15 protein-coding genes and 3 tRNA genes are annotated in these 18,392 nt (G+C 72.9%); 13 read left to right on the top strand and 5 right to left on the bottom strand.

Annotated features, from left to right (window positions below):
• The first annotated feature begins 2 nt into the window (after nt 1-2).
• Entirely contained in the window at nt 3-299 is a 297-nt protein-coding gene (locus ACFQ8T_RS10850; protein WP_430546544.1) for a DUF1330 domain-containing protein, read from the top strand.
• 34 nt (nt 300-333) lie between these two features.
• Here the strand turns inward: ACFQ8T_RS10850 and map are convergent, their stop codons facing one another.
• On the bottom strand, nt 334-1,116 hold the full coding sequence (gene map / locus ACFQ8T_RS10845) for a type I methionyl aminopeptidase (protein ID WP_430546543.1): 783 nt from the start codon (nt 1,114-1,116) through the stop codon (nt 334-336).
• A 222-nt stretch (nt 1,117-1,338) separates the two neighbouring features.
• Between map and ACFQ8T_RS10840 the strand changes: the two genes are divergently transcribed.
• The 3 genes from ACFQ8T_RS10840 to ACFQ8T_RS10830 all read left to right on the top strand — a co-directional run bounded on the left by ACFQ8T_RS10840 (nt 1,339) and on the right by ACFQ8T_RS10830 (nt 4,786).
• Complete coding sequence (locus tag ACFQ8T_RS10840; RefSeq protein WP_430546542.1) at nt 1,339-2,727, top strand: ABC transporter substrate-binding protein; 1,389 nt, start codon at nt 1,339-1,341, stop codon at nt 2,725-2,727.
• A gap of 110 nt (nt 2,728-2,837) precedes the next feature.
• On the top strand, nt 2,838-3,827 hold the full coding sequence (locus tag ACFQ8T_RS10835) for a carbohydrate ABC transporter permease (protein ID WP_430546541.1): 990 nt from the start codon (nt 2,838-2,840) through the stop codon (nt 3,825-3,827).
• Nucleotides 3,824-4,786: a carbohydrate ABC transporter permease gene (locus ACFQ8T_RS10830; protein ID WP_430546540.1), complete on the top strand. Its 963-nt coding sequence runs from the start codon at nt 3,824-3,826 to the stop codon at nt 4,784-4,786. Before ACFQ8T_RS10835 ends, ACFQ8T_RS10830 begins: the two co-directional genes overlap by 4 nt.
• A 172-nt stretch (nt 4,787-4,958) precedes the next feature.
• Here ACFQ8T_RS10830 and ACFQ8T_RS10825 read toward each other — a convergent pair whose 3' ends face one another.
• Nucleotides 4,959-5,402 carry a DUF805 domain-containing protein gene (locus tag ACFQ8T_RS10825; RefSeq protein WP_430546539.1) on the bottom strand — a complete coding sequence of 148 codons (444 nt, stop codon included), beginning with the start codon at nt 5,400-5,402 and terminating at the stop codon, nt 4,959-4,961.
• A gap of 254 nt (nt 5,403-5,656) precedes the next feature.
• On the opposite strand from ACFQ8T_RS10825, the gene ACFQ8T_RS10820 reads away from it, so the two are divergent.
• A complete protein-coding gene (locus ACFQ8T_RS10820) occupies nt 5,657-6,487 on the top strand; it encodes a DMT family transporter (RefSeq protein WP_430546668.1) in 831 nt (276 codons plus the stop codon).
• A gap of 38 nt (nt 6,488-6,525) precedes the next feature.
• Here the strand turns inward: ACFQ8T_RS10820 and ACFQ8T_RS10815 are convergent, their stop codons facing one another.
• On the bottom strand, nt 6,526-7,119 hold the full coding sequence (locus ACFQ8T_RS10815; RefSeq protein WP_430546538.1) for a bacterial proteasome activator family protein: 594 nt from the start codon (nt 7,117-7,119) through the stop codon (nt 6,526-6,528).
• 56 nt (nt 7,120-7,175) lie between these two features.
• A complete protein-coding gene (locus ACFQ8T_RS10810) occupies nt 7,176-8,153 on the bottom strand; it encodes an NAD(P)H-quinone oxidoreductase (RefSeq protein WP_430546537.1) in 978 nt (325 codons plus the stop codon).
• Nucleotides 8,154-8,334: 181 nt separating this feature from the next.
• Between ACFQ8T_RS10810 and ACFQ8T_RS10805 the strand changes: the two genes are divergently transcribed.
• The 5 genes from ACFQ8T_RS10805 to ACFQ8T_RS10785 all read left to right on the top strand — a co-directional run bounded on the left by ACFQ8T_RS10805 (nt 8,335) and on the right by ACFQ8T_RS10785 (nt 14,200).
• Nucleotides 8,335-12,132, top strand: a complete 3,798-nt coding sequence (locus ACFQ8T_RS10805; protein WP_430546536.1) for an ATP-binding protein — start codon at nt 8,335-8,337, stop codon at nt 12,130-12,132.
• Between the two features lie 33 nt (nt 12,133-12,165).
• A complete protein-coding gene (locus ACFQ8T_RS10800; RefSeq protein WP_079573344.1) occupies nt 12,166-12,615 on the top strand; it encodes a roadblock/LC7 domain-containing protein in 450 nt (149 codons plus the stop codon).
• Nucleotides 12,616-12,625: 10 nt separating this feature from the next.
• Entirely contained in the window at nt 12,626-13,042 is a 417-nt protein-coding gene (locus ACFQ8T_RS10795; RefSeq protein WP_429730019.1) for a DUF742 domain-containing protein, read from the top strand.
• A gap of 406 nt (nt 13,043-13,448) precedes the next feature.
• Nucleotides 13,449-14,003 carry a GTP-binding protein gene (locus ACFQ8T_RS10790; RefSeq protein WP_429731380.1) on the top strand — a complete coding sequence of 185 codons (555 nt, stop codon included), beginning with the start codon at nt 13,449-13,451 and terminating at the stop codon, nt 14,001-14,003.
• 112 nt (nt 14,004-14,115) lie between these two features.
• A tRNA-Ser gene (locus ACFQ8T_RS10785) sits at nt 14,116-14,200 on the top strand.
• A 55-nt stretch (nt 14,201-14,255) separates the two neighbouring features.
• On the opposite strand, the gene ACFQ8T_RS10780 is transcribed toward ACFQ8T_RS10785, so the two are convergent.
• A complete protein-coding gene (locus ACFQ8T_RS10780) occupies nt 14,256-16,130 on the bottom strand; it encodes a GMC family oxidoreductase N-terminal domain-containing protein (RefSeq protein WP_430546535.1) in 1,875 nt (624 codons plus the stop codon).
• Between the two features lie 112 nt (nt 16,131-16,242).
• Between ACFQ8T_RS10780 and ACFQ8T_RS10775 the strand changes: the two genes are divergently transcribed.
• From ACFQ8T_RS10775 to putP, 3 genes are all read left to right on the top strand, one after another.
• Nucleotides 16,243-16,334, top strand: a tRNA-Ser gene (locus tag ACFQ8T_RS10775).
• Nucleotides 16,335-16,489: 155 nt separating this feature from the next.
• Nucleotides 16,490-16,562 (top strand) — tRNA-Arg (locus tag ACFQ8T_RS10770).
• Nucleotides 16,563-16,754: 192 nt separating this feature from the next.
• A complete protein-coding gene (gene putP, locus ACFQ8T_RS10765; RefSeq protein ID WP_430546534.1) occupies nt 16,755-18,266 on the top strand; it encodes a sodium/proline symporter PutP in 1,512 nt (503 codons plus the stop codon).
• The last annotated feature ends 126 nt before the right edge of the window (nt 18,267-18,392 follow it).

The following is an 18,392-nucleotide window of genomic DNA, read 5'->3' as shown; positions in this document are numbered from 1 at the left end:
CCATGTCCAAGGGCTACTGGGTCAGCGTCTATCCCGCCATCGACGACCCCGAGACGCTCGACGCCTACAACGGGCTGGCCGGGAGGGCCGTCGCGGCGGCGGGCGGGCGGGTGCTCGCCGGCGTCGGCAGCCGGATCGTCGCGCACGAGGCCGGGATCGCCGATCGCGTCGTCCTGATCGAGTTCGACGGCTTCGAGCAGGCGGTCGCCGCGTACGAGAGCGCGGCGTACCGGGAGGCGCTGGCTGCCCTCCCGGAGGGTTTCGAGCGCGACTTCCGCATCGTCGAAGGTCTCGGCTGAGGATCGGCGCGGCCCGCCGCCGTGCCGCGCCGGGTCAGTCGCGCGCGGTGAGGACGACCGGGCCGTCGTCCGTGATGGCGATGGTGTGCTCGCTGTGCGCGCCGCGGCTGCCGTCGGCCGACCGCAGGGTCCAGCCGTCGGGGTCGGTGAAGATCTCGTCGGTGGTCTCGAGGAACCACGGCTCGATGGCGATGACGAGGCCCGGCTTGAGCGGGAACCCGCGGCCCGGCCGGCCGTCGTTCGGCACGTGCGGGTCGCCGTGCATGGTGCGCCCGACGCCGTGACCGCCGAAGTCGGTGTTGATGTCGTAGCCGGCGCCGCGGGCCACCTTGGCGATGGCGGCGGAGATGTCGCCGATCCGGTTGCCCGCGACGGCGGCGGCGATGCCCGCCTCGAGCGCCACCTCGGTGGTCTCGATGAGCTTCGCGTCGGCGGCGGCTCGCTGCGGCGTCGCGGAGGCGCCGACGACGAACGACAGGGCGGAGTCGGAGACCCAGCCGTCCACCGACGCGGCGAAGTCGATGCTCAGCAGGTCGCCGTCGCGCAGCGCGTAGTCGTGGGGCAGACCGTGCAGGACGGCGTCGTTCACGGACGTGCAGATCACCTTGCCGAAGGGCATGGCGCCGAACGACGGGTGATAGTCGATGTAGCACGACTCGGCGCCGCGGTCGCGGATCATCCGGTGGGCGAGGGCGTCGAGCTCGAGGAGGTTCACCCCGACGGCGGCGGCGTCGCGGACGGCCGTGAGCACCTCGGCCACGAAGCGCCCCGCGGGGCGCATCTGGTCGATCTCTCGCGGGCTCCTCAGCTCGATCATGGCGGTCCTCTCGGAAGGTACGTGACGGGGTCCGGGTCCAGGGTGTCACGAATCGTCACCGAGTCGTGACCGTGAAACGACTTGCAGGAACTTGCACCTGCCGGTGGGGGTGCGGTGAACTCTGGAGGGAGGCAGTATCCCGGTCAGGGGGACCAGGGGATCACGGGCCGCCGATCGGCGGGAACACCTCCGTGGACCACGACGCAGTGGAGGAGCTCGGCAATGACCAGACGAACGACGACGGCGCGGCGACGCGTACTGGCGCTGGCGGCAGGCGGTGCGGGCCTCGCGCTCGTGCTCGCGGCGTGCAGCGACCCCGACGGTGAGGGTGGTGTCGGCGAGGAGTCCAGCGCCTCCAGCGCGGAGATCGACTGCTCCGCCTACGACGAGTTCGGCGACCTCGACGGCAAGACCGTGAGCGTGTACACCTCGATCGTCGACCCCGAGGGTGCGACGCAGCAGGACTCGTACAAGGCGTTCGAGGACTGCACGGGCGTCAAGATCGACTACGAGGCGTCCCGCGAGTTCGAGGCGCAGCTGCTGGTCCGCATCAAGGCGGGCAACGCGCCCGACATCGCCTACCTGCCGCAGCCGGGCCTGCTCAACACGATCGTCAAGGACTACCCGGACGCGATCAAGCCGGCGCCCGACGCCACGGCCAAGAACGTCGACGAGTTCTTCAACGAGACCTGGAAGGGCTACGGCACGGTCGACGGCACGTTCTACTCGGCCCCGCTGGGCGCCAACGCGAAGTCCTTCGTCTGGTACTCGCCGTCGATGTTCTCCGACGCCGGCTACGAGGTGCCGCAGACGTGGACCGAGCTGATGGACCTCACCCAGAAGATCCACGACGACACCGGCGGCCAGGTCTGGTGCGCGGGCGTCGAATCGGGTGACGCGACCGGCTGGCCGGGCACCGACTTCATCGAGGACATGATGCTGCGCACCGCGGGCGTCGAGGACTACGAGAAGTGGTACACCCACGAGATCCCGTTCAACGACCCGAAGGTGGTCAAGGCGTGGGACACGGCGGGTGAAGTCCTCAAGAACCCGGACTACGTGAACGCGGGCCTGGGCGGCGTCGACTCGATCGCCACGCAGTCGTGGACCGACGCCGGCAACGGCATCCTCGACCAGACCTGCTGGATGCACCGTGCGGCGAACTTCTACCAGACGCAGTGGCCGGAGGGCACCGAGGTGTCTGAGCAGGGCGACGTCTTCGCCTTCTACCTGCCGACGGACCAGACCGACGTCAAGCCGATGCTCGGCGGCGGCGAGTTCGTGGCGGCGTTCGACGACCGTCCCGAGGTGCAGGCCTTCCAGACCTACCTCTCCAGCGCGGACTGGGCCAACCAGAAGGCCCTGAGCACGCCGGACGGCGGCTGGGTCAGCGCCAACAGCGGCCTCGACCCGAACAACCTCTCCACGGAGTTCGACCAGTACGTGGCCGGTGTCCTGTCCGACCCGGACACCGTCGTCGCCTTCGACGCGTCCGACCTCATGCCGGGCGAGGTGGGTGCCGGGACGTTCTGGAACGGCATCGTGGACTGGCTGACGGGGGCGAGCACCCAGGAGGTCACGGACAAGATCGAGGCGTCCTGGCCGAAGTGAGCCGGTGCGCCGCGTGATCCTGCTCGACCGCGCGGTCCGGGGGCGTCGTCCGACGTCCCCGGACCGCGCGCCGCTCCCGTCCCCGTCCCGACTCCTCGAGGAGGTCATCGATGACCTGGTTGCTCGAGCCTGACACCACGGGGCAGAAGTTCCTGCTCATGGTGGTCGCCGTGGTGCTCTTCGCCGCGGTGATGGGCCTCATCCTGTTCCTGGTGGACCGGCCGAAGCGCATCCCGTCGTGGGTGATGGCGGCCGGCTTCGTCGGCGTGCCGCTCCTCTTCCTCGCCTACGGGTTGCTCCGCCCCGGTCTGATCACACTCTGGCAGTCCTTCTTCAACCGCAACGGCACCGAGTTCATCGGGTTCGACAACTACGTCACGGCCTTCACGCAGAGCCAGTTCCAGCAGGTGCTGCTGGTCACCGCCGCCTGGGTGATCCTCGCGCCCCTGCTGAGCGCGGTCATCGGCCTCGGGTACGCCGTGCTGGTCGACCGCACCCGGTTCGAGAAGCTCGCCAAGGCGCTCGTGTTCGTGCCGATGGCGATCTCGATGGTCGGCGCCTCGATCATCTGGAAGTTCGTCTACGAGTTCCGGCCCGACCAGGCGAACATCAACCAGATCGGCTTGCTCAACCAGCTGCTGGTGTGGGTCGGGCTGCCGCCCCAGCAGTTCCTCATCGGCCAGCCGTGGAACACCTGGTTCCTCATCGTGGTGATGATCTGGATCCAGACCGGGTTCGCGATGACCGTGCTGTCGGCGGCCATCAAGGCGATCCCGGACGACATCGTCGAGGCCGCCCGCCTCGACGGCCTGCACGGGTTCGGGATGTTCCGCTACATCACGGTGCCGAGCATCCGGCCCGCGCTGGTGGTGGTGCTCACCACGATCGCCATGGGCACGCTGAAGGCCTTCGACATCGTCCGCACGATGACGGGCGGCCAGTTCGGCACCCAGGTGGTGGCGAACGAGTTCTACACGCAGGCGTTCCGGCAGGGGAACCAGGGGCTGGCGGCGGCGCTCGCCGTGGTCCTGTTCATCCTGGTGATCCCGATCATCGCGTACAACGTGCGGCAGATGCGCAAGTCGGAGGAGATCCGATGACCTCGACCCCCACCCCTGGCCAGGCCGTCGCCGGCTCCGCCCTCGACGACGACGTCCCGCAGACGGGCGTCCGCAAGCTCTCGCGGCTGGAGCGCCGGGCGATCGCCACCAAGGGCAAGCTGAGCTCCCCGTGGGCGTCCGGGATCGCGATCATCATCGCCATCCTCTGGACGATCCCCTCGCTCGGTCTGCTCATCACGTCGTTCCGTCCGCAGGAGGACATCCGCCGGACGGGCTGGTGGACGGTGTTCGGCGACCTGTTCACCGGGGACGCCCAGTTCACGATGGACAACTACAACGAGGCGCTCTACGGGAACAGCAACGACCTGTCCACGTTCTTCGTGAACTCGTTCGTCATCACGATCCCCGCGGTCCTCATCCCGATCACGCTGTCGCTCCTGGCCGCGTACGCGTTCGCGTGGATCAAGTTCCCGGGGCGGAACTTCCTGTTCGTGGCCGTGTTCTCGCTCCAGGTGGTGCCGCTGCAGATCGCCCTGGTGCCGCTGCTGGCGGACTACGTCGACTGGAACGTCAACGGCAGCTTCTGGACCGTCTGGCTCTCGCACTCGATCTTCGCCCTGCCGCTGGCGATCTTCCTGCTGCACAACTTCATGAAGGACATCCCGGCGTCCCTCGTGGAGGCGGCCCGCGTCGACGGCGCCGGGCACGTGAAGATCTTCTTCCGCGTCCTGTTCCCGCTGCTGGTCCCCGCGATCGCGTCGTTCGGGATCTTCCAGTTCCTGTGGGTGTGGAACGACCTGCTCGTGGGCCTGACCTTCGCTGCCCCCGAGTACCAGCCGCTCACGGTGAAGATCGCCGAGCTTGCCGGAACGCGCGGCGGGGACTGGTACCTGCTCACCGCCGGTGCGTTCATCGCGATGATCGTGCCGCTGATCGTGTTCATCGCGCTGCAGCGGTTCTTCGTCCGCGGCATGCTCGCGGGCGCGGTGAAGGGCTGACGCGCTCCGGGGACGACGACGGGGGGCCCGGCCCGGGGCCCGGCCCCCCGCGCCCGCCGGGGGGGGGTGGTGGGGGGTACCCCCGGGGCGGGGGGGGCGCGCGCCCGGGTGCCTCCGCGGGCGCCCCGGGCCGGGGCGGGCGCCGCCGTCGCGCGCGGTGCGTCGTGCGTCGTCAGACCGCCGGGGCGGCGGGCGCGCCGTACGGCGCCGCCTCCAGGGCCTTGGGGTCCGGGCCGAAGCGGTTCGCGCCCACGGTGCCCGCGGTGGCGTAGAAGACGATCATGATGATCGGGCCGGCCAGCGGGATCAAGGTCATGAACCAGAAGAAGCCCGACTTGTCCTGGTCGTGCAGGCGGCGCACCATCACGGCGAGCGTCGGCAGGAGCAGGGCGAGCCAGACGATCGAGACCAGGCTCACGACCACGTAGTACCCGGCGCCGAACGTGCCGGTGGTCGTGTCGATCGACGCGGCGCCCACGGTGCCGAGCAGGACGCCCTCCACCGCGGCGATGATCACCAGGAACAGGTACCAGAACCAGAACTCCGACCGGCGCGCGCGGCCGGTGAAGGTGGCGTACTGCGAGAAGACGGACTTGATCGCGTCCGGGAAGGACATGGCGGCCTCACTGGGTCGTTGGAGAGGGCGGCGGGGACGAAGGTGCCCCGCGGTGCGCGCGGGATCGCGCGCCGGCCCTGACAGCCCCGCGAGCGTAGGGCGTGTGCGCACGCGACGTCCAGGGCTCGTCCACGTCTCGTCCACATCCTGGGTGGGGAGGGCTCCCCGTCGCGGGTTCGGGCCGGATGTGCTGCGCCCGTATGCTCCCGGGGGTGTCCACCCCCGTCCCCTCCTCGCGCGGAGTGCTGGACCGCGTGCCTGCCCCCGCCATGTTCCTGGTCTCCGGGCTCACCCTGTACGCGGGCGCGGCCGTCGCGGTCGGCCTCTTCGACCGTCTGGGCGCGCCCGCGGTCGGCTGGTGGCGCATCGCCCTCGCCGCCGTCGTCCTCCTCGCGTGGCGGCGCCCGTGGCGACGGCGCTGGACCCGCCGCGACCTCGTCGCGGCCGCGCTGTTCGGCGTCGTCCTCGCGGCGATGAACGTCGTGTTCTACGTGGCGGTGGACCACCTGCCCCTCGGCGTCGCCGTCGCGATCGAGTTCCTCGGCCCCGTGGCCGTCGCCGCCGTCACGGGCCGCGGCTGGCAGGAGCGGGCGGCGATCGTGGTGGCGGCGGCCGGCGTGGTGCTGCTCGCGGGCGTCACCCTGGGCTCCGGGATCCCTCGCGAGGATGCCGTGATCGGGCTGAGCGCCGTGCTCGCGGCGGCCGCGTGCTGGGCCGGCTACATCGTGCTGGGCAAGCGGGTCGCCCACGCCGGGTCCGGCGTCGACGGGCTCGCGGTCGGCATGGTGGCGGGTGCCGTCGCGTTCGCGCCGTTCTTCGCGTGGTCGACGCCGGAGGTCGTGACCGACCCGTCCCTCCTGCTGTTCCTGCTGGTCGTGGCGGTCTGCTCGTCCGTCGTCCCGTACGTGCTGGACCAGGTGGTGCTGCGTCGGGTCGGCATGGCCCGGTTCTCCGTCATGCTCGCGCTCCTGCCCGCGACCGCCGTCCTCGTCGGCGCCGTCGTCCTGCAGCAGGTCCCCACCTGGCCTGAGCTGGCCGGCCTCGCGCTCGTCTCCGGCGCCATCGTCATGACGGCGCGGACCTGACCGGTCCCCGCGGGGCCCGGTCGGGCTGCACGGACGGGCTACAGGTACTGACCGGGGGAGGGGCGCCGGTCGTCCTGCCCGGGCTGACCGGACGGCTGGCCCGGGCCTGCCGGCCCGCCGGGGCCGAACGGCGCCGGATGCGCCCCGGGCGGGAGCGCGCGACGCATCTGCGAGAGCTGCGCCTGCGCCGCCATCTGCTGGGCGACGAGCGCCGTCTGGATGCCGTGGAACAGGCCCTCGAGCCAGCCGACCAGCTGGGCCTGCGCCACCCGCAGCTCGGCGTCCGACGGCACTCCCTCGTCCGAGAACGGGAGCGTGATGCGGTGCAGCTCCTCGACGAGGTCGGGGGAGAGGCCCTCCTCGAGCTCCGCGAGGGAGCGCTCGTGGATCTCGGCCAGCCGGGTGCGCGCGGCGTCGTCGAGCGGGGCGTCGCGCACCTCGTCGAGCAGCCGCTTGATCATGCCGCCGATGCGCATCACCTTGGCGGGCTCCTCGATGCGCGACGTCTCCTCGGGCTCGCCCCCCTCGCCGGCGGCCGCGACGCCCTCCGGCTCGGTGGTCTCCCCGTCCGGGGTGACCACCCGCGGGGTGGTGCCGTCGGTGTCGCGAGTGCCGTCGTCGCTCTCGGTCATGCGTCCCAGTGTGGCCCACGGGGCCGACAGGAGCCGGTCGGGACGCCGGGAGGGCGTCAGGGCACCAGCAGCACCTTGCCGAACACCGCGCCGGACTCGAGCAGCTCGTGCGCGGTGGGGGCCTCGGCGAACGGCACCCTGGCGTGCACCACGGGCCGCACCCGGCCGTCGGCGACCATGGGCCACACCCGCTCGCACACGGTCGCGACCAGGGCCGCCTTCTCCGCGGCGCTGCGCGGACGCAGCAGGGTCCCGGTGACCCAGGCGTGCTTGGCCATGAGGGCGTTGAGGTCGAGCTCCCCGCGGCGGCCTCGCTGGAGCCCGATGACGACGAGCCGGCCGCCCGGGGCGAGCGCGCGGACGTTGTCGGCGAGGCCGCCGCCGCCGAGCACGTCCAGCACGACGTCGGCTCCGCGCCCGCCGGTCGCGTCGCGCACCGCGGCCACGACGTCCTGCGTGCGGTGGTCGAGGGCGACGTCCGCGCCGAGCTCGACGCAGCGGGCCACGCGCTCCGGGCCGCCCGCGGTGGCGACGACGCGCGCCCCGAGCGCCGCGGCGAGCTGGATCGCGACGCTGCCGACTCCGCCCGAGCCGCCCTGGACGAGGAGCGTCTCGCCCGCGTGCAGCCGGCCGGTGTCGACGAGGTTGGTCCAGGCGGTGCAGACGGCCTCCGGCAGCGCGGCGCCGTCGACGAGGTCGACGCCGTCGGGCAGGGGCAGCAGCTGGGCCGCACGCGCCACGACCTGCTCGGCGTAGCCCCCGCCCTCGAGCAGCGCGACGACCCGGTCGCCGGGCGCCCAGGTGGTCACCCCCGGCCCGAGCGCGCGGACCGTACCCGAGATCTCCAGACCCGGCCACTCGGGAGCGCCGGTCGGCGGAGGATAGCTTCCGGCGCGTTGCAGCAGGTCAGCGCGGTTGACCCCCGCGGCGGCGACGTCGACCAGAACCTCGCCGGGGCCCGGTTTGCCCAGGTTGACGAGGGATAGGGTGAGTTTCCCTGGACCGCCAGGTGCCGATATCGTGACCGCTCGCACACCGATGGAGCCTACTCGCGTGCCTGGAAGCCCAGCCGGGCGCGGGGGGTGGTGCCGGACGTGATGGCACCCACCCGAGGATCGGACGACGACGGTCGCCCGCCTCGACGAACAGTGTTGGAGAGAGGTTCAGATGCTCCGCAGGTTGGGCGTTCGCGGGAAGATTCTTGCGACACTCGCCGTGCCGATCTTCGTCCTGGCGTTGACGGCGGGCTGGATCACCTGGCAGTCGCTGCAGGAGAACCGCAGCGCCGAGCAGACCGCGGCCCTCATGGAGTCGCTGCAGCTGCAGGACGACGCGGGCTCCGCCGTGGCCGCGGAGCGCGCCACGAACATCGCCGCCGACAAGGGGATCCCGGGTGCCAAGAAGGCGCTCGTCAAGGCCCAGGAGGAGACGGACCGCGCCCTTGACGCCCGCGACGAGGCGCTCGAGGTGCTCGACACCACCGCCCTGCCCACCAACGTGCAGGATGCCGTGAACCGGACGCTCCGCGACCGCACGGTCCTGGACGACCTGCAGCGCAACGTCATCTCCGGCCAGCTCTCCGAGTCGCGCGCGACCGAGCGGTACACCGCGCTGAGCGAGAACGCGCTGGACGTCCCGCGCGCCATCGCCCAGAGCAGCGACGACGCCGGGCTCACGCGGCACATCAACGCCTACGTCGCCCTCGACGAGGCGATGCTCGCCAACACGATGGAGCGACCGGTCGCCGGCGCGGCCCTGAACTTCCTCGCGCAGGGCGAGGCCCCGCCGTCGGACCTCAACGGCCGCATGGTGAGCCTGCTGCAGACCACCGACGGACTGATCGCGACCGCGCAGGAGCAGCTCGACCTGATCCCGGGCGAGCTCGAGGTGCCCGGCTACGAGGCGGACCTCGACCGTGCCCGCCTCCAGCTGCGCTACCTGAACTTCTCCGGCATCGACCCCGAGGTCGCGAGCCAGTGGAACGCGCTCTCGCAGGGCTGGGTCGAGTCCACGCAGCCGGTGCGCGACGAGTCCCGCGACGCCGCGGTCGAGTACTCGAAGGACCTCGCGGGCAGCGCGCAGACCGCCGCCCTGCTGACCGGAGCGGCGGCGTTCGGCGTCGTGCTCGTGTCGTTCCTGCTGGCGCTGCTCATCGCGCGCCGCATCGTGCAGCCGCTGGCCCGCCTGACCTCCGCGACGGCGGAGGTGCGCGACCGTCTGCCCCGCATGGTGGAGCAGATGGCGGTGCCCGGGCAGGCGCCGTCGATCGACCTCGTGCAGGTGCCCGTCGAGTCCAGCGACGAGATCGGGCGCCTCGCGGCCGCGTTCAACGAGGTGAACGAGACGACCATGGTCGTCGCGCGCGAGCAGGCCGCGCTCCGCGGCTCCATCGCGGAGATGTTCGTCAACGTGGCGCGTCGCGACCAGGTGCTCCTCAACCGCCAGCTGTCGTTCCTCGACGAGCTGGAGCGGTCCGAGGAGGACCCGAGCACGCTGTCGAACCTCTTCCGCCTGGACCACCTGGCCACGCGGATGCGGCGCAACGCCGAGTCGCTCCTCGTGCTCGCGGGCATCGACTCGGGCCGGCGCGTGCGCAACCCGATGCCGATCTCCGACGTCGTCCGCACGGCGTCGTCCGAGATCGAGCTCTACGACCGCGTCCGCCTCGACCTGGGGGTGGACCCGCACATGCTCGGCCACAACGCGCTGAGCTCCGCGCACCTGCTGGCGGAGCTGCTGGAGAACGCGACGATGTTCTCCGAGCCGCACACGCCCGTCGAGGTGTCGACGTCGCGCGACGAGCGCGGCGTCGTCGTCACCGTGCGCGACCACGGGCTCGGCATGAGCCCCGAGGAGATCGCGGACGCGAACACCAAGGTCTCCAGCCGATCCGCGTCGGACGCCGTCGGCGCCCAGCGCCTCGGCCTCTACGTGGTCGGCCGCCTGGCCGACCGCCTCAACGCGCAGGTCCGGTACCAGGTCGGGGCGTCGGGGTCGGGCACGGAGGTCACGGTCGTGTTCCCGGCCGACCTGTTCCTGCCCGACGACGCCCTGCCGCTGCCGCAGCCGACCGACCCGCTGGAGGCGGCCACGCAGAACGCCGCCGCCGACCTCGGCGGCCAGATCGCGGAGGCGTTCGAGGAGCAGGCCTCCGGGCCGATCGGCGCGGTGCCCTTCGAGGCTCCGGAGCCCGCACCGTCGTTCGGGATCCCGGACGCGGTGGAGCCCCCCACGATGCCGACCCCGGCGGTCGCCCCGGCGGCCCCGGTGGCCCCGGCGGCCCCGGTCGCGTCGACCGACCTCCCGGTCGAGCCCGAGCCGCCGGCCGCGGTGCCGGTCGACCTGGACGCCCTGACCGACGGCACGACGTCGATCGGCATGCCCCGCCGCCGGCGCTCCGGCGTCGGCTCCGGCGAGGCCGTGACGCGACCGGACACCGGCCCGATCGTGCTGCCGCCGCTCGCGACGCCCGAGCTGCCGGACCTGGACGAGGCGACCACCGACTCCTGGCGGCCGCCGGCCGAGGTCGAGGCCTCGGCAGGCTCGCTGCCGAGCCGGCACCGGGCGCAGCCCGAGCCGGTCGCCGAGCCGGAGCCCGTCTCCGCACCCGTCCTCGGCGTCGACCAGCGGGCGGGCCTGTTCTCGAGCTTCCGCTCGATGGGGTCGCTCGACGTCGCCGAGACCGAGAGCACGCTCCAGCTCGACGCGGTGACGGAGGACCCGGCGGCACTCCCGGACGAGCTCGCCCCGCTGGCGCCGGCCGACCCGGGGCCCGCGGCGCCGGTCCTCCCCGAGCCGGTCGCACCGGTCTCCGCCCAGGACGTCCCGTACGCGGCCGCGCCCACCCCGGCGCCCGTCGAGATGCCCTCCGAGGCACCCGTCGAGGCGCCTGCGGCAGAGGCGTTCGCGCCCGTGCAGCCGGAGCCGTACCGGCCCGCCACCGAGGCGGCGCCGGCCGTGGCGCTGCCGACGCGGGACGTCGCTTCCGCCGCGCCGGTCGAGCCCGCGCCTCCGGTCGTGGAGCCCGTGCGGCACGAGCCCGCGCCTCCGGTCGTGGAGCCCGTGCGGCACGAGCCCGCGCCCGTGCCCTACGCGGAGCCCGTGACGTCGTCGTTCGACCCGGTCGTCCGCGAGGTCACGGAGCCCGCTGCCGGGCCGGTCTCGGCTCCCGTCCCCGGGCCGTCGTTCGACCCCGTGACGCCGCCGTCCGCGAGCCCGTTCGCACCGACGGACTCGCTCGCGCCGGCGGAGGCGCAGGGGCAGGACGCGTTCCAGGAGCTGCCCGCGTTCGAGGACCTCATCGCCGACCTGCCGGGGCGTCGCGCCGGCCGCGAGACGCCCGCGCAGGGTGGTCGTAAGCGCGGCCTCTTCGGGCGCAAGCCCTCGGCCGACGAGCCCGTCGCCCCGGCCGCCCCGACCGCGTCGCCCTTCCCTGCCGCCACCCAGGCCGCGCCGGAGCCGGCGCGACCCGAGGTCCCGGCCTTCGGGGCGACGGCGTACGGGGCGACGCGGGACGAGGCGCCGCTGCCGGCGCCGGCCGACGAGCCGTCCGCCTCGGCCGCGACGTCGTACGGCGGCTCGGTGCTGCCGCTGCGCCCGACGGAGCCGGCGGGCTACGACCCGCTGGACCCGCACTTCGTGCCCGACACCGTCGAGGCGCGGTCGGAGTGGATGGCCTCGGCCGTCCTCTACGAGGAGATGTCCACGATGCTGCAGCGCGGCGTCTTCCAGGAAGGGAACGTGACTTCGACGAACGAGCAGACGTACCGCCCGACGACGGTCGCGGGCGAGGCCGGCGGCCTCGCGCGGCGCCAGCGGGCGGGGGAGTCGACCGCGTCGACCGAGCGGTTCACGGCCCGTATCGAGCGGGACCCGGAGCAGCTGAGGTCGCGACTGTCGGCCTTCCAGTCCGCCACGAGCCGCGGCCGGAACGACGCCGGGGCCGTCCGGGCCTCGACGCAGGCCGCCCCTACCGTGAATGATGTCCCTGGATCCGCGCCGCACCAGCGGTGACCTGCGCCTTCGGCGTATCGACGAGGAGGAAGCGTGACCCTCAGTACTGAAGCGACCAACTTCGGGTGGCTTCTCGACAACTTCGTGCGCACCGTCCCGGGCAGCCGCCACACGCTGGTGGTCTCGGCGGACGGTCTGCTCATGGCGATGTCCGACCAGCTCGACCGCACCAGCGGTGACCAGCTGGCGGCGATCGTCTCCGGCATGTCGAGCCTGACGCGCGGGGCGGCGCGCCAGCTCGACGGCGGCAACGTGCGGCAGGCCGTCATCGAGATGGACAACGGCTTCCTCTTCCTGATGAACGTCTCGAACGGGTCGGTCCTCGCGGTGGTGGCCGAGTCCTCGTGCGACATCGGGCTCATCGGCTACGAGATGGCCCTGCTCGTCTCCCGCACCGAGGCGACGCTCACCCCGCAGCTGATCTCGGAGATGCGCGGGAACCTTCCTGTGGACGGCTCGACGCGCTCCGCGCGGGTGGGATGAGGTCGCGACCATGACGCACGCATCGTTCGGTTCTCTGGGTGCGCACTCGGCAGACGGCTACGAGGCCTCGACGGTGCGTCCCTATGCGGTGACCGGTGGCCGCGTCCGATCCGCCCTGTCCGACCTGCCGCTCGAGGCGCTGGTCGAGGTGATGCCCGGCGCCGTCACGAGCGTCGGCCTCACCCCGGAGAAGCGGGCGATCCTGCAGCACGCCGCGCACACCTACGTCTCGATCGCGGAGCTCTCCGCGCTGCTGCGCCTGCCCCTCGGCGTCGTCCGCATCCTGGTTGCGGACATGCAGGAGGAGGGGCACATCACCGTGCACACCTCGACCCCGGTGAACGTCCACACGGGTCACGGCAGTTCCCACTCGGGCCTGTCTCTGAGCGTCTTGGAGAGTGTTCTCAATGGCATTTCCGCCCTCTGACAGCCCGGCGCCCGGAGCCTCCGGAGGCATGTCCCCGGCGTGGGCTCCGGTGTCCCCGGCCCTCGGCGCCGTGAGCGCGCCGGTGGCCGGTGGGGCGCCGGCGGCGGTCGGCGCCCCGCAGCGGCAGAGCGTGCTGGGCGGTGGCCCGTCCGCCGCCCAGGACTCGCGCCCCGCGGCGGCGCCCCAGGGCCCGATCACGTCCGTGCCTTCCGCCTCGGCGGCGCCGTCGGGAGCGGCGGCGCGGCCCGTGGCGCAGCAGGTGCCGGCCTCCCCGCCGCAGCAGGCGGCGCCCCAGGCGCCGGCCGCCCCGTCGGCCACGGCGCCGCAGCCCGCCGCCTCGCGCCCCGCCGACGCCGCCGCCACGCAGTCGGCCGCCGCGCCCGCGCCGCCCGCCGGCGCCCCGACGGTGACGAAGATCGTGGTCGCCGGTGGCTTCGCCGTCGGCAAGACGACGTTCATCGGCTCGATCTCGGACGTCGAGCCGCTCAACACCGAGGCCGCGATGACCGAGCACTCGGTCGGCGTCGACGACGCGGGCGGGGTCTCCGACCGCAAGACGAGCACCACGGTGGCCATGGACTTCGGGCGGGTGAACCTCCCGGGCAACCTGTGGCTGTACCTGTTCGGCACCCCGGGGCAGGACCGCTTCCTGTTCATGTGGGACGACCTCATCCGCGGCGCCATCGGCGCCGTCGTGCTGGTCGACACGGACCGCCTGGAGCAGTGCTTCCCGGCGATCGACTACTTCGAGTCGCGGGGCGTGCCCTTCGTCGTGGGCGTCAACTGCTTCGACGGCGTGGCCAAGCACCGCCTCGAGGACGTCCGCGAGGCGCTGCAGATCCCGGCGCACGTGCCGATGCTCTACACGGACGCGCGTTCGCGCGCGGCGACCAAGCAGACGCTCATCGCCCTCGTGCAGCTCGCGATGCGCCAGCTGCGCTCGGGCGGCGGCGCGGCCTGAGGGCAGGTCGCACGTCGCTCTCGCGGCCCCGGAACGCCTCGGCGTCCGGGGCCGCGGGCGTACGCCGGCCGGTACACTCCTGTGCCGGGCGGGCGCTCGGACGGCCGTCCCGGGAGGGCTGACAGAGCGGCCTAATGTGACGGTCTTGAAAACCGTTGTGCAGCAATGCACCGGGGGTTCGAATCCCTCGCCCTCCGCCCGACGACGCCCCGACGGCCACGCCGTCGGGGCGTCGTGCGTTCCTGCACCGGCTCAGCCGTGCCGGACCTCGACGAGCGGCAGGCGCAGCGCCCCGGGCGCGGCACCGGGGACGACCGGTCGCAGGGGCGCCGTCGGCGGCACGACGACGTAGCCGGCGCCGGGCGCCGGCCGGGCATCGTCCTGCCCGTGGTTGGGCCACAGGGCGCACGCCCGCTCCGCCTGCGCGGTGATGGTCAGCGACGGGTTGACGCCCAGGTTCGCGGTGACGGCGGACCCGTCGAGCACGTGCAGGCCCGGGTGGCCGTGCACGCGGTGGTACGGGTCGACGACGCCCGTCTCCGGGGTCTCGCCGATGGTGCACCCGCCAAGGATGTGCGCGGTCATCGGCACGTCGAAGGGGTCGCCCGCGCTGCCCCCCGCGAGCCCGCCCATGCGGTCCGCCATCGCGCGCACGGCGTCGTGCGCCACGGGGATCCACGCGGGGTTGGGCTCGCCGGTGCCCTGCCGGGAGGTGAGGCGCCTGCCGAGCGGGCCGCGCCGCGTGAAGGTGGTGAGCGAGTTGTCGCGGCTCTGCATGACGAGCGCGATGACGGTGCGCTGCGACCAGCCGCGCAGGTCGTACAGGGTGGGCAGGTGCCGGCGCTGCCGCCACAGCTCGCCGAGCCAGCGCCGCCAGCGCGGACCCTCCCCGGGCCCGACGCCGTCCACGAGCACCGTCTGCAGCAGACCCATCGCGTTCGACCCGCGCCCGTACCGGACGGGCTCGACGTGCGTCTGCGGGTCCGGGTAGAACGACGACGTGATGGCGACGCCCTCGGAGTAGTCGGGCCCGCCGTCCTTCCCGCGGCGGGCGGGCCGCATGGCGCCGAGCAGCGCCTCGGAGTTGGTGCGTGTGAGGTGCCCGAGGCGGTCGGACAGGCGCGGCAGGTCGCCGCTGTCCCGCATCGCGTGGAGGAGGCGCTGCGTGCCGAGCGTGCCGGCCGCGAGCACGACCTGCCGGGCCCGGTAGGTGCGGCGGCCGGCCCAGCGCCGCCCCGTCCGGTGGGTGCGCACCTCGTACCCGCCACCCGCCCGCGGCACGACGGCGGTGGCGGTGGTCAGCGGGTGCACCCGGGCGCCCGCACCCTCGGCGAGGTGCAGGTAGTTCTTCACGAGCGTGTTCTTCGCGTTGTGCCGGCAGCCGGTCATGCACTCGCCGCAGTGCAGGCACGGGTTGCGGTCGGGCCCGACGCCGCCGAAGAAGGGGTCGGGGACGGCGGGACCGCCGGCGCCGCGCGGGCGCTCGTCGCCGTCCTGGCCGAGGTACACGCCCACCCGTACCTTGCGGAAGGTGTGCCCCACGCCGAGGTCGTCGGCGACGTCGCGCATCAGCTCGTCGGCGGGCGTCGTGCGGCGGTAGTCCACGACGCCGAGCATCCGCTCCGCCTGGTCGTAGTACGGCTCGAGCTCGGCCTTCCAGTCGGTCACGTGGGACCAGGCGGGATCGGTCCAGAAGGCGTCCAGCGGCCGGTACAGCGTGTTGGCGTAGACGAGCGAGCCCCCGCCGACGCCGGCGCCGGCGAGGACCAGCACGTCCCGCAGCCGATGGATCCGCTGGATGCCGAAACAGCCGAGCGCGGGCGCCCACAGGAAGCGGCGCAGGTCCCACGAGGTGCGCGGCAGCTCGTCGTCGGCGAACCGGCGCCCGGCCTCGAGCACGCCCACCCGGTACCCCTTCTCCGTCAGGCGGAGGGCGGCGACGCTGCCCCCGAACCCGGACCCGATCACCAGGACGTCGTAGTCGTCCGGTGCGTCGTCCGGTGCGTCGTCGGGTGGCGTGGAGGGGGGTGGACCGGCGCTCGTGCCGGGGGTCGTGCCGGGGTGCGTGCGGTCGTCCTTGCCCTGGTCGGCACGCTGCGCGTGGTCCTGGTCGTCGTCGTCCAGCATGCGGCAGACCGTAGCGCGGTCGGGCGTGTGGCGGGGACGACGCCGCGCGGCTTTGCCCCCGGGCAAGGTCGCCGGTTAGTCTGGGCGCCGCGGTGTTGCTGTGTTGCCGCGAGGAGACGTCGCATAGTCTGGTCTAGTGCGCCACCCTGCTAAGGTGGTAACGGGGCAACCCGTTCGCGGGTTCAAATCCCGCCGTCTCCGCCAGGAAGGCTCCGGCTGCTGAACGCCCGGGGCCTTTTCTGTTGCCCCGGAAGGGGCACGGCCCGTGTCGTGCATCACGATGCGGCTCCCCGGTTTGGGGAACCGGCTCGAGGGCTGTAATGTTCTCGTCGGTCGGTGCGAGAGCGCCGGCAAGGACTGCGCCCGTAGCTCAACGGATAGAGCATCTGACTACGGATCAGAAGGTTGGGGGTTCGAATCCCTCCGGGCGCACCGAAAGGCACAACGGCTCGATCCTCACCCGGGATCGGGCCGTTGGTCGTTTCGGCACCCTCGGGGTGGCACAGCAGCGAGGTCAGCGCCGACCGCGTCCTGACCTGGCCCCGGTCCGTCGCGCACCAACGCGGCGGTCGGCGCGTCGAGCGCCAGACGCTGCACGACACGACCGAGAGGGTGATCGATCGCATGAGCGATCAGACCTGGCAGACGATCGCGATCGTCGCGTACCTGGTGGCGATGCTGTGCATCGGCTACGCCGCGTACCGCCGCACGGACGACCTGGACGACTACATGCTCGGCGGGCGCAAGCTCCGCCCGGGCGTGGCCGCGCTGAGCGCCGGAGCCTCCGACATGTCGGGCTGGCTGCTCATGGGCCTCCCCGGCGCCATCTACGCCACCGGCCTCGTCGAGGCCTGGATCGCCGTCGGGCTCACGATCGGGGCGTGGCTCAACTGGAAGTTCGTGGCGCCGAGGCTCCGCGCCTACACCGAGGTCGCGAACAACTCGATCACCGTCCCCAGCTTCTTCGACAACCGCCTGCGCGACCCGGCGCACCTGCTGCGCATCGCGGCCGGCGTGATCGTGCTCGTGTTCTTCACGTTCTACGTGTCGTCCGGCATGGTGGCCGGCGGGACGTTCTTCGAGAGCTCGTTCGGCTTCGACTACCTCACCGGGCTGCTCGTCGTGGGCGGCGTGACCCTCGCGTACACCCTCTTCGGCGGCTTCCTCGGGGCCACGTGGACGGACGTCGCGCAGGGCTGCCTCATGCTCGCCGCCCTCGTCGCGGTGCCCGTGATCGCGATCATCGAGCTGGGCGGCTGGGGCGAGGTCCTCGAGGGGATCCGTGCGGTCGACGCCGCGAGCGGGACCGACCACCTGTCGTTCCTCGTGGGGGCGTCGGTCACCGGGGTGATCTCCGCGCTCGCCTGGGGCCTGGGGTACTTCGGGCAGCCGCACATCATCGTGCGCTTCATGGCGATGCGCAGCCCCCAGGACGCGCCCGCCGGCCGCCGGATCGGCATCGGCTGGATGGTCGTGACGGCGGTCGGGGCCGTCACCACCGGGCTCGTCGGCCTGGCGTACGCCAACCTCGAAGGCCTCCAGATCGACAACCCGGAGACCGTCTTCCTCGTGCTCGCCCAGCTGCTCTTCCACCCGCTCGTCGCGGGGCTGGTCCTGGCGGCGGTCCTCGCGGCGATCATGTCGACGATCTCGTCGCAGCTCATCGTCTCGTCGTCCGCACTGGTCGAGGACCTGGTGAAGATGGCGGGCCTGCGCCTGAGCAACCGTGCCGAGGTGATGCTGGGCCGGGCGGGCGTGCTCCTGGTGGCCGTCGTCGCCGGGGTGATCGCGCTGGACCGTACGTCGTCGATCCTCGACCTGGTCGGTTTCGCCTGGGCGGGCTTCGGCGCCGCCTTCGGCCCCGTCGTCATCCTCAGCCTGTACTGGCGCCGCCTCACGCGCTGGGGCGCGCTGTCCGGGATGGTCGCGGGCGCGGTGGTCGCGTTCGTCTGGGGACGGTCGTCCCTCGCGGACTCGCTCTACGAGATCATCCCGGGCTTCACGGTCGGCCTGCTCGTCGCCGTGGTGGTCAGCCTCCTGACGCCGCGGCCCGACGGCGGGGTGGTCGAGGAGTTCGACGCCGCGCGCCGGCTGGCGCGCGGGGAACGGCAGGAGCCGGAGTCCGTGACGGCCTGAGCAGGCCTCCAGGGGTTCTGGTGGCGCCCCGTGGGGGGGGGGGGGGGGGGGCCCCCGGCCCGCCCGGGGGCGGCGGGGGCCCCCCCGGGGGAGGTTTAAATAGGGAACCCCCCCGCGCCCCCCCCA

Origin of the sequence: Isoptericola sp. NPDC056618 (genome assembly GCF_042792715.1) — a bacterium.
Lineage (GTDB): Bacteria > Actinomycetota > Actinomycetes > Actinomycetales > Cellulomonadaceae > Isoptericola > Isoptericola nanjingensis.
This window is presented reverse-complemented; position numbering and strand designations above follow the sequence as displayed.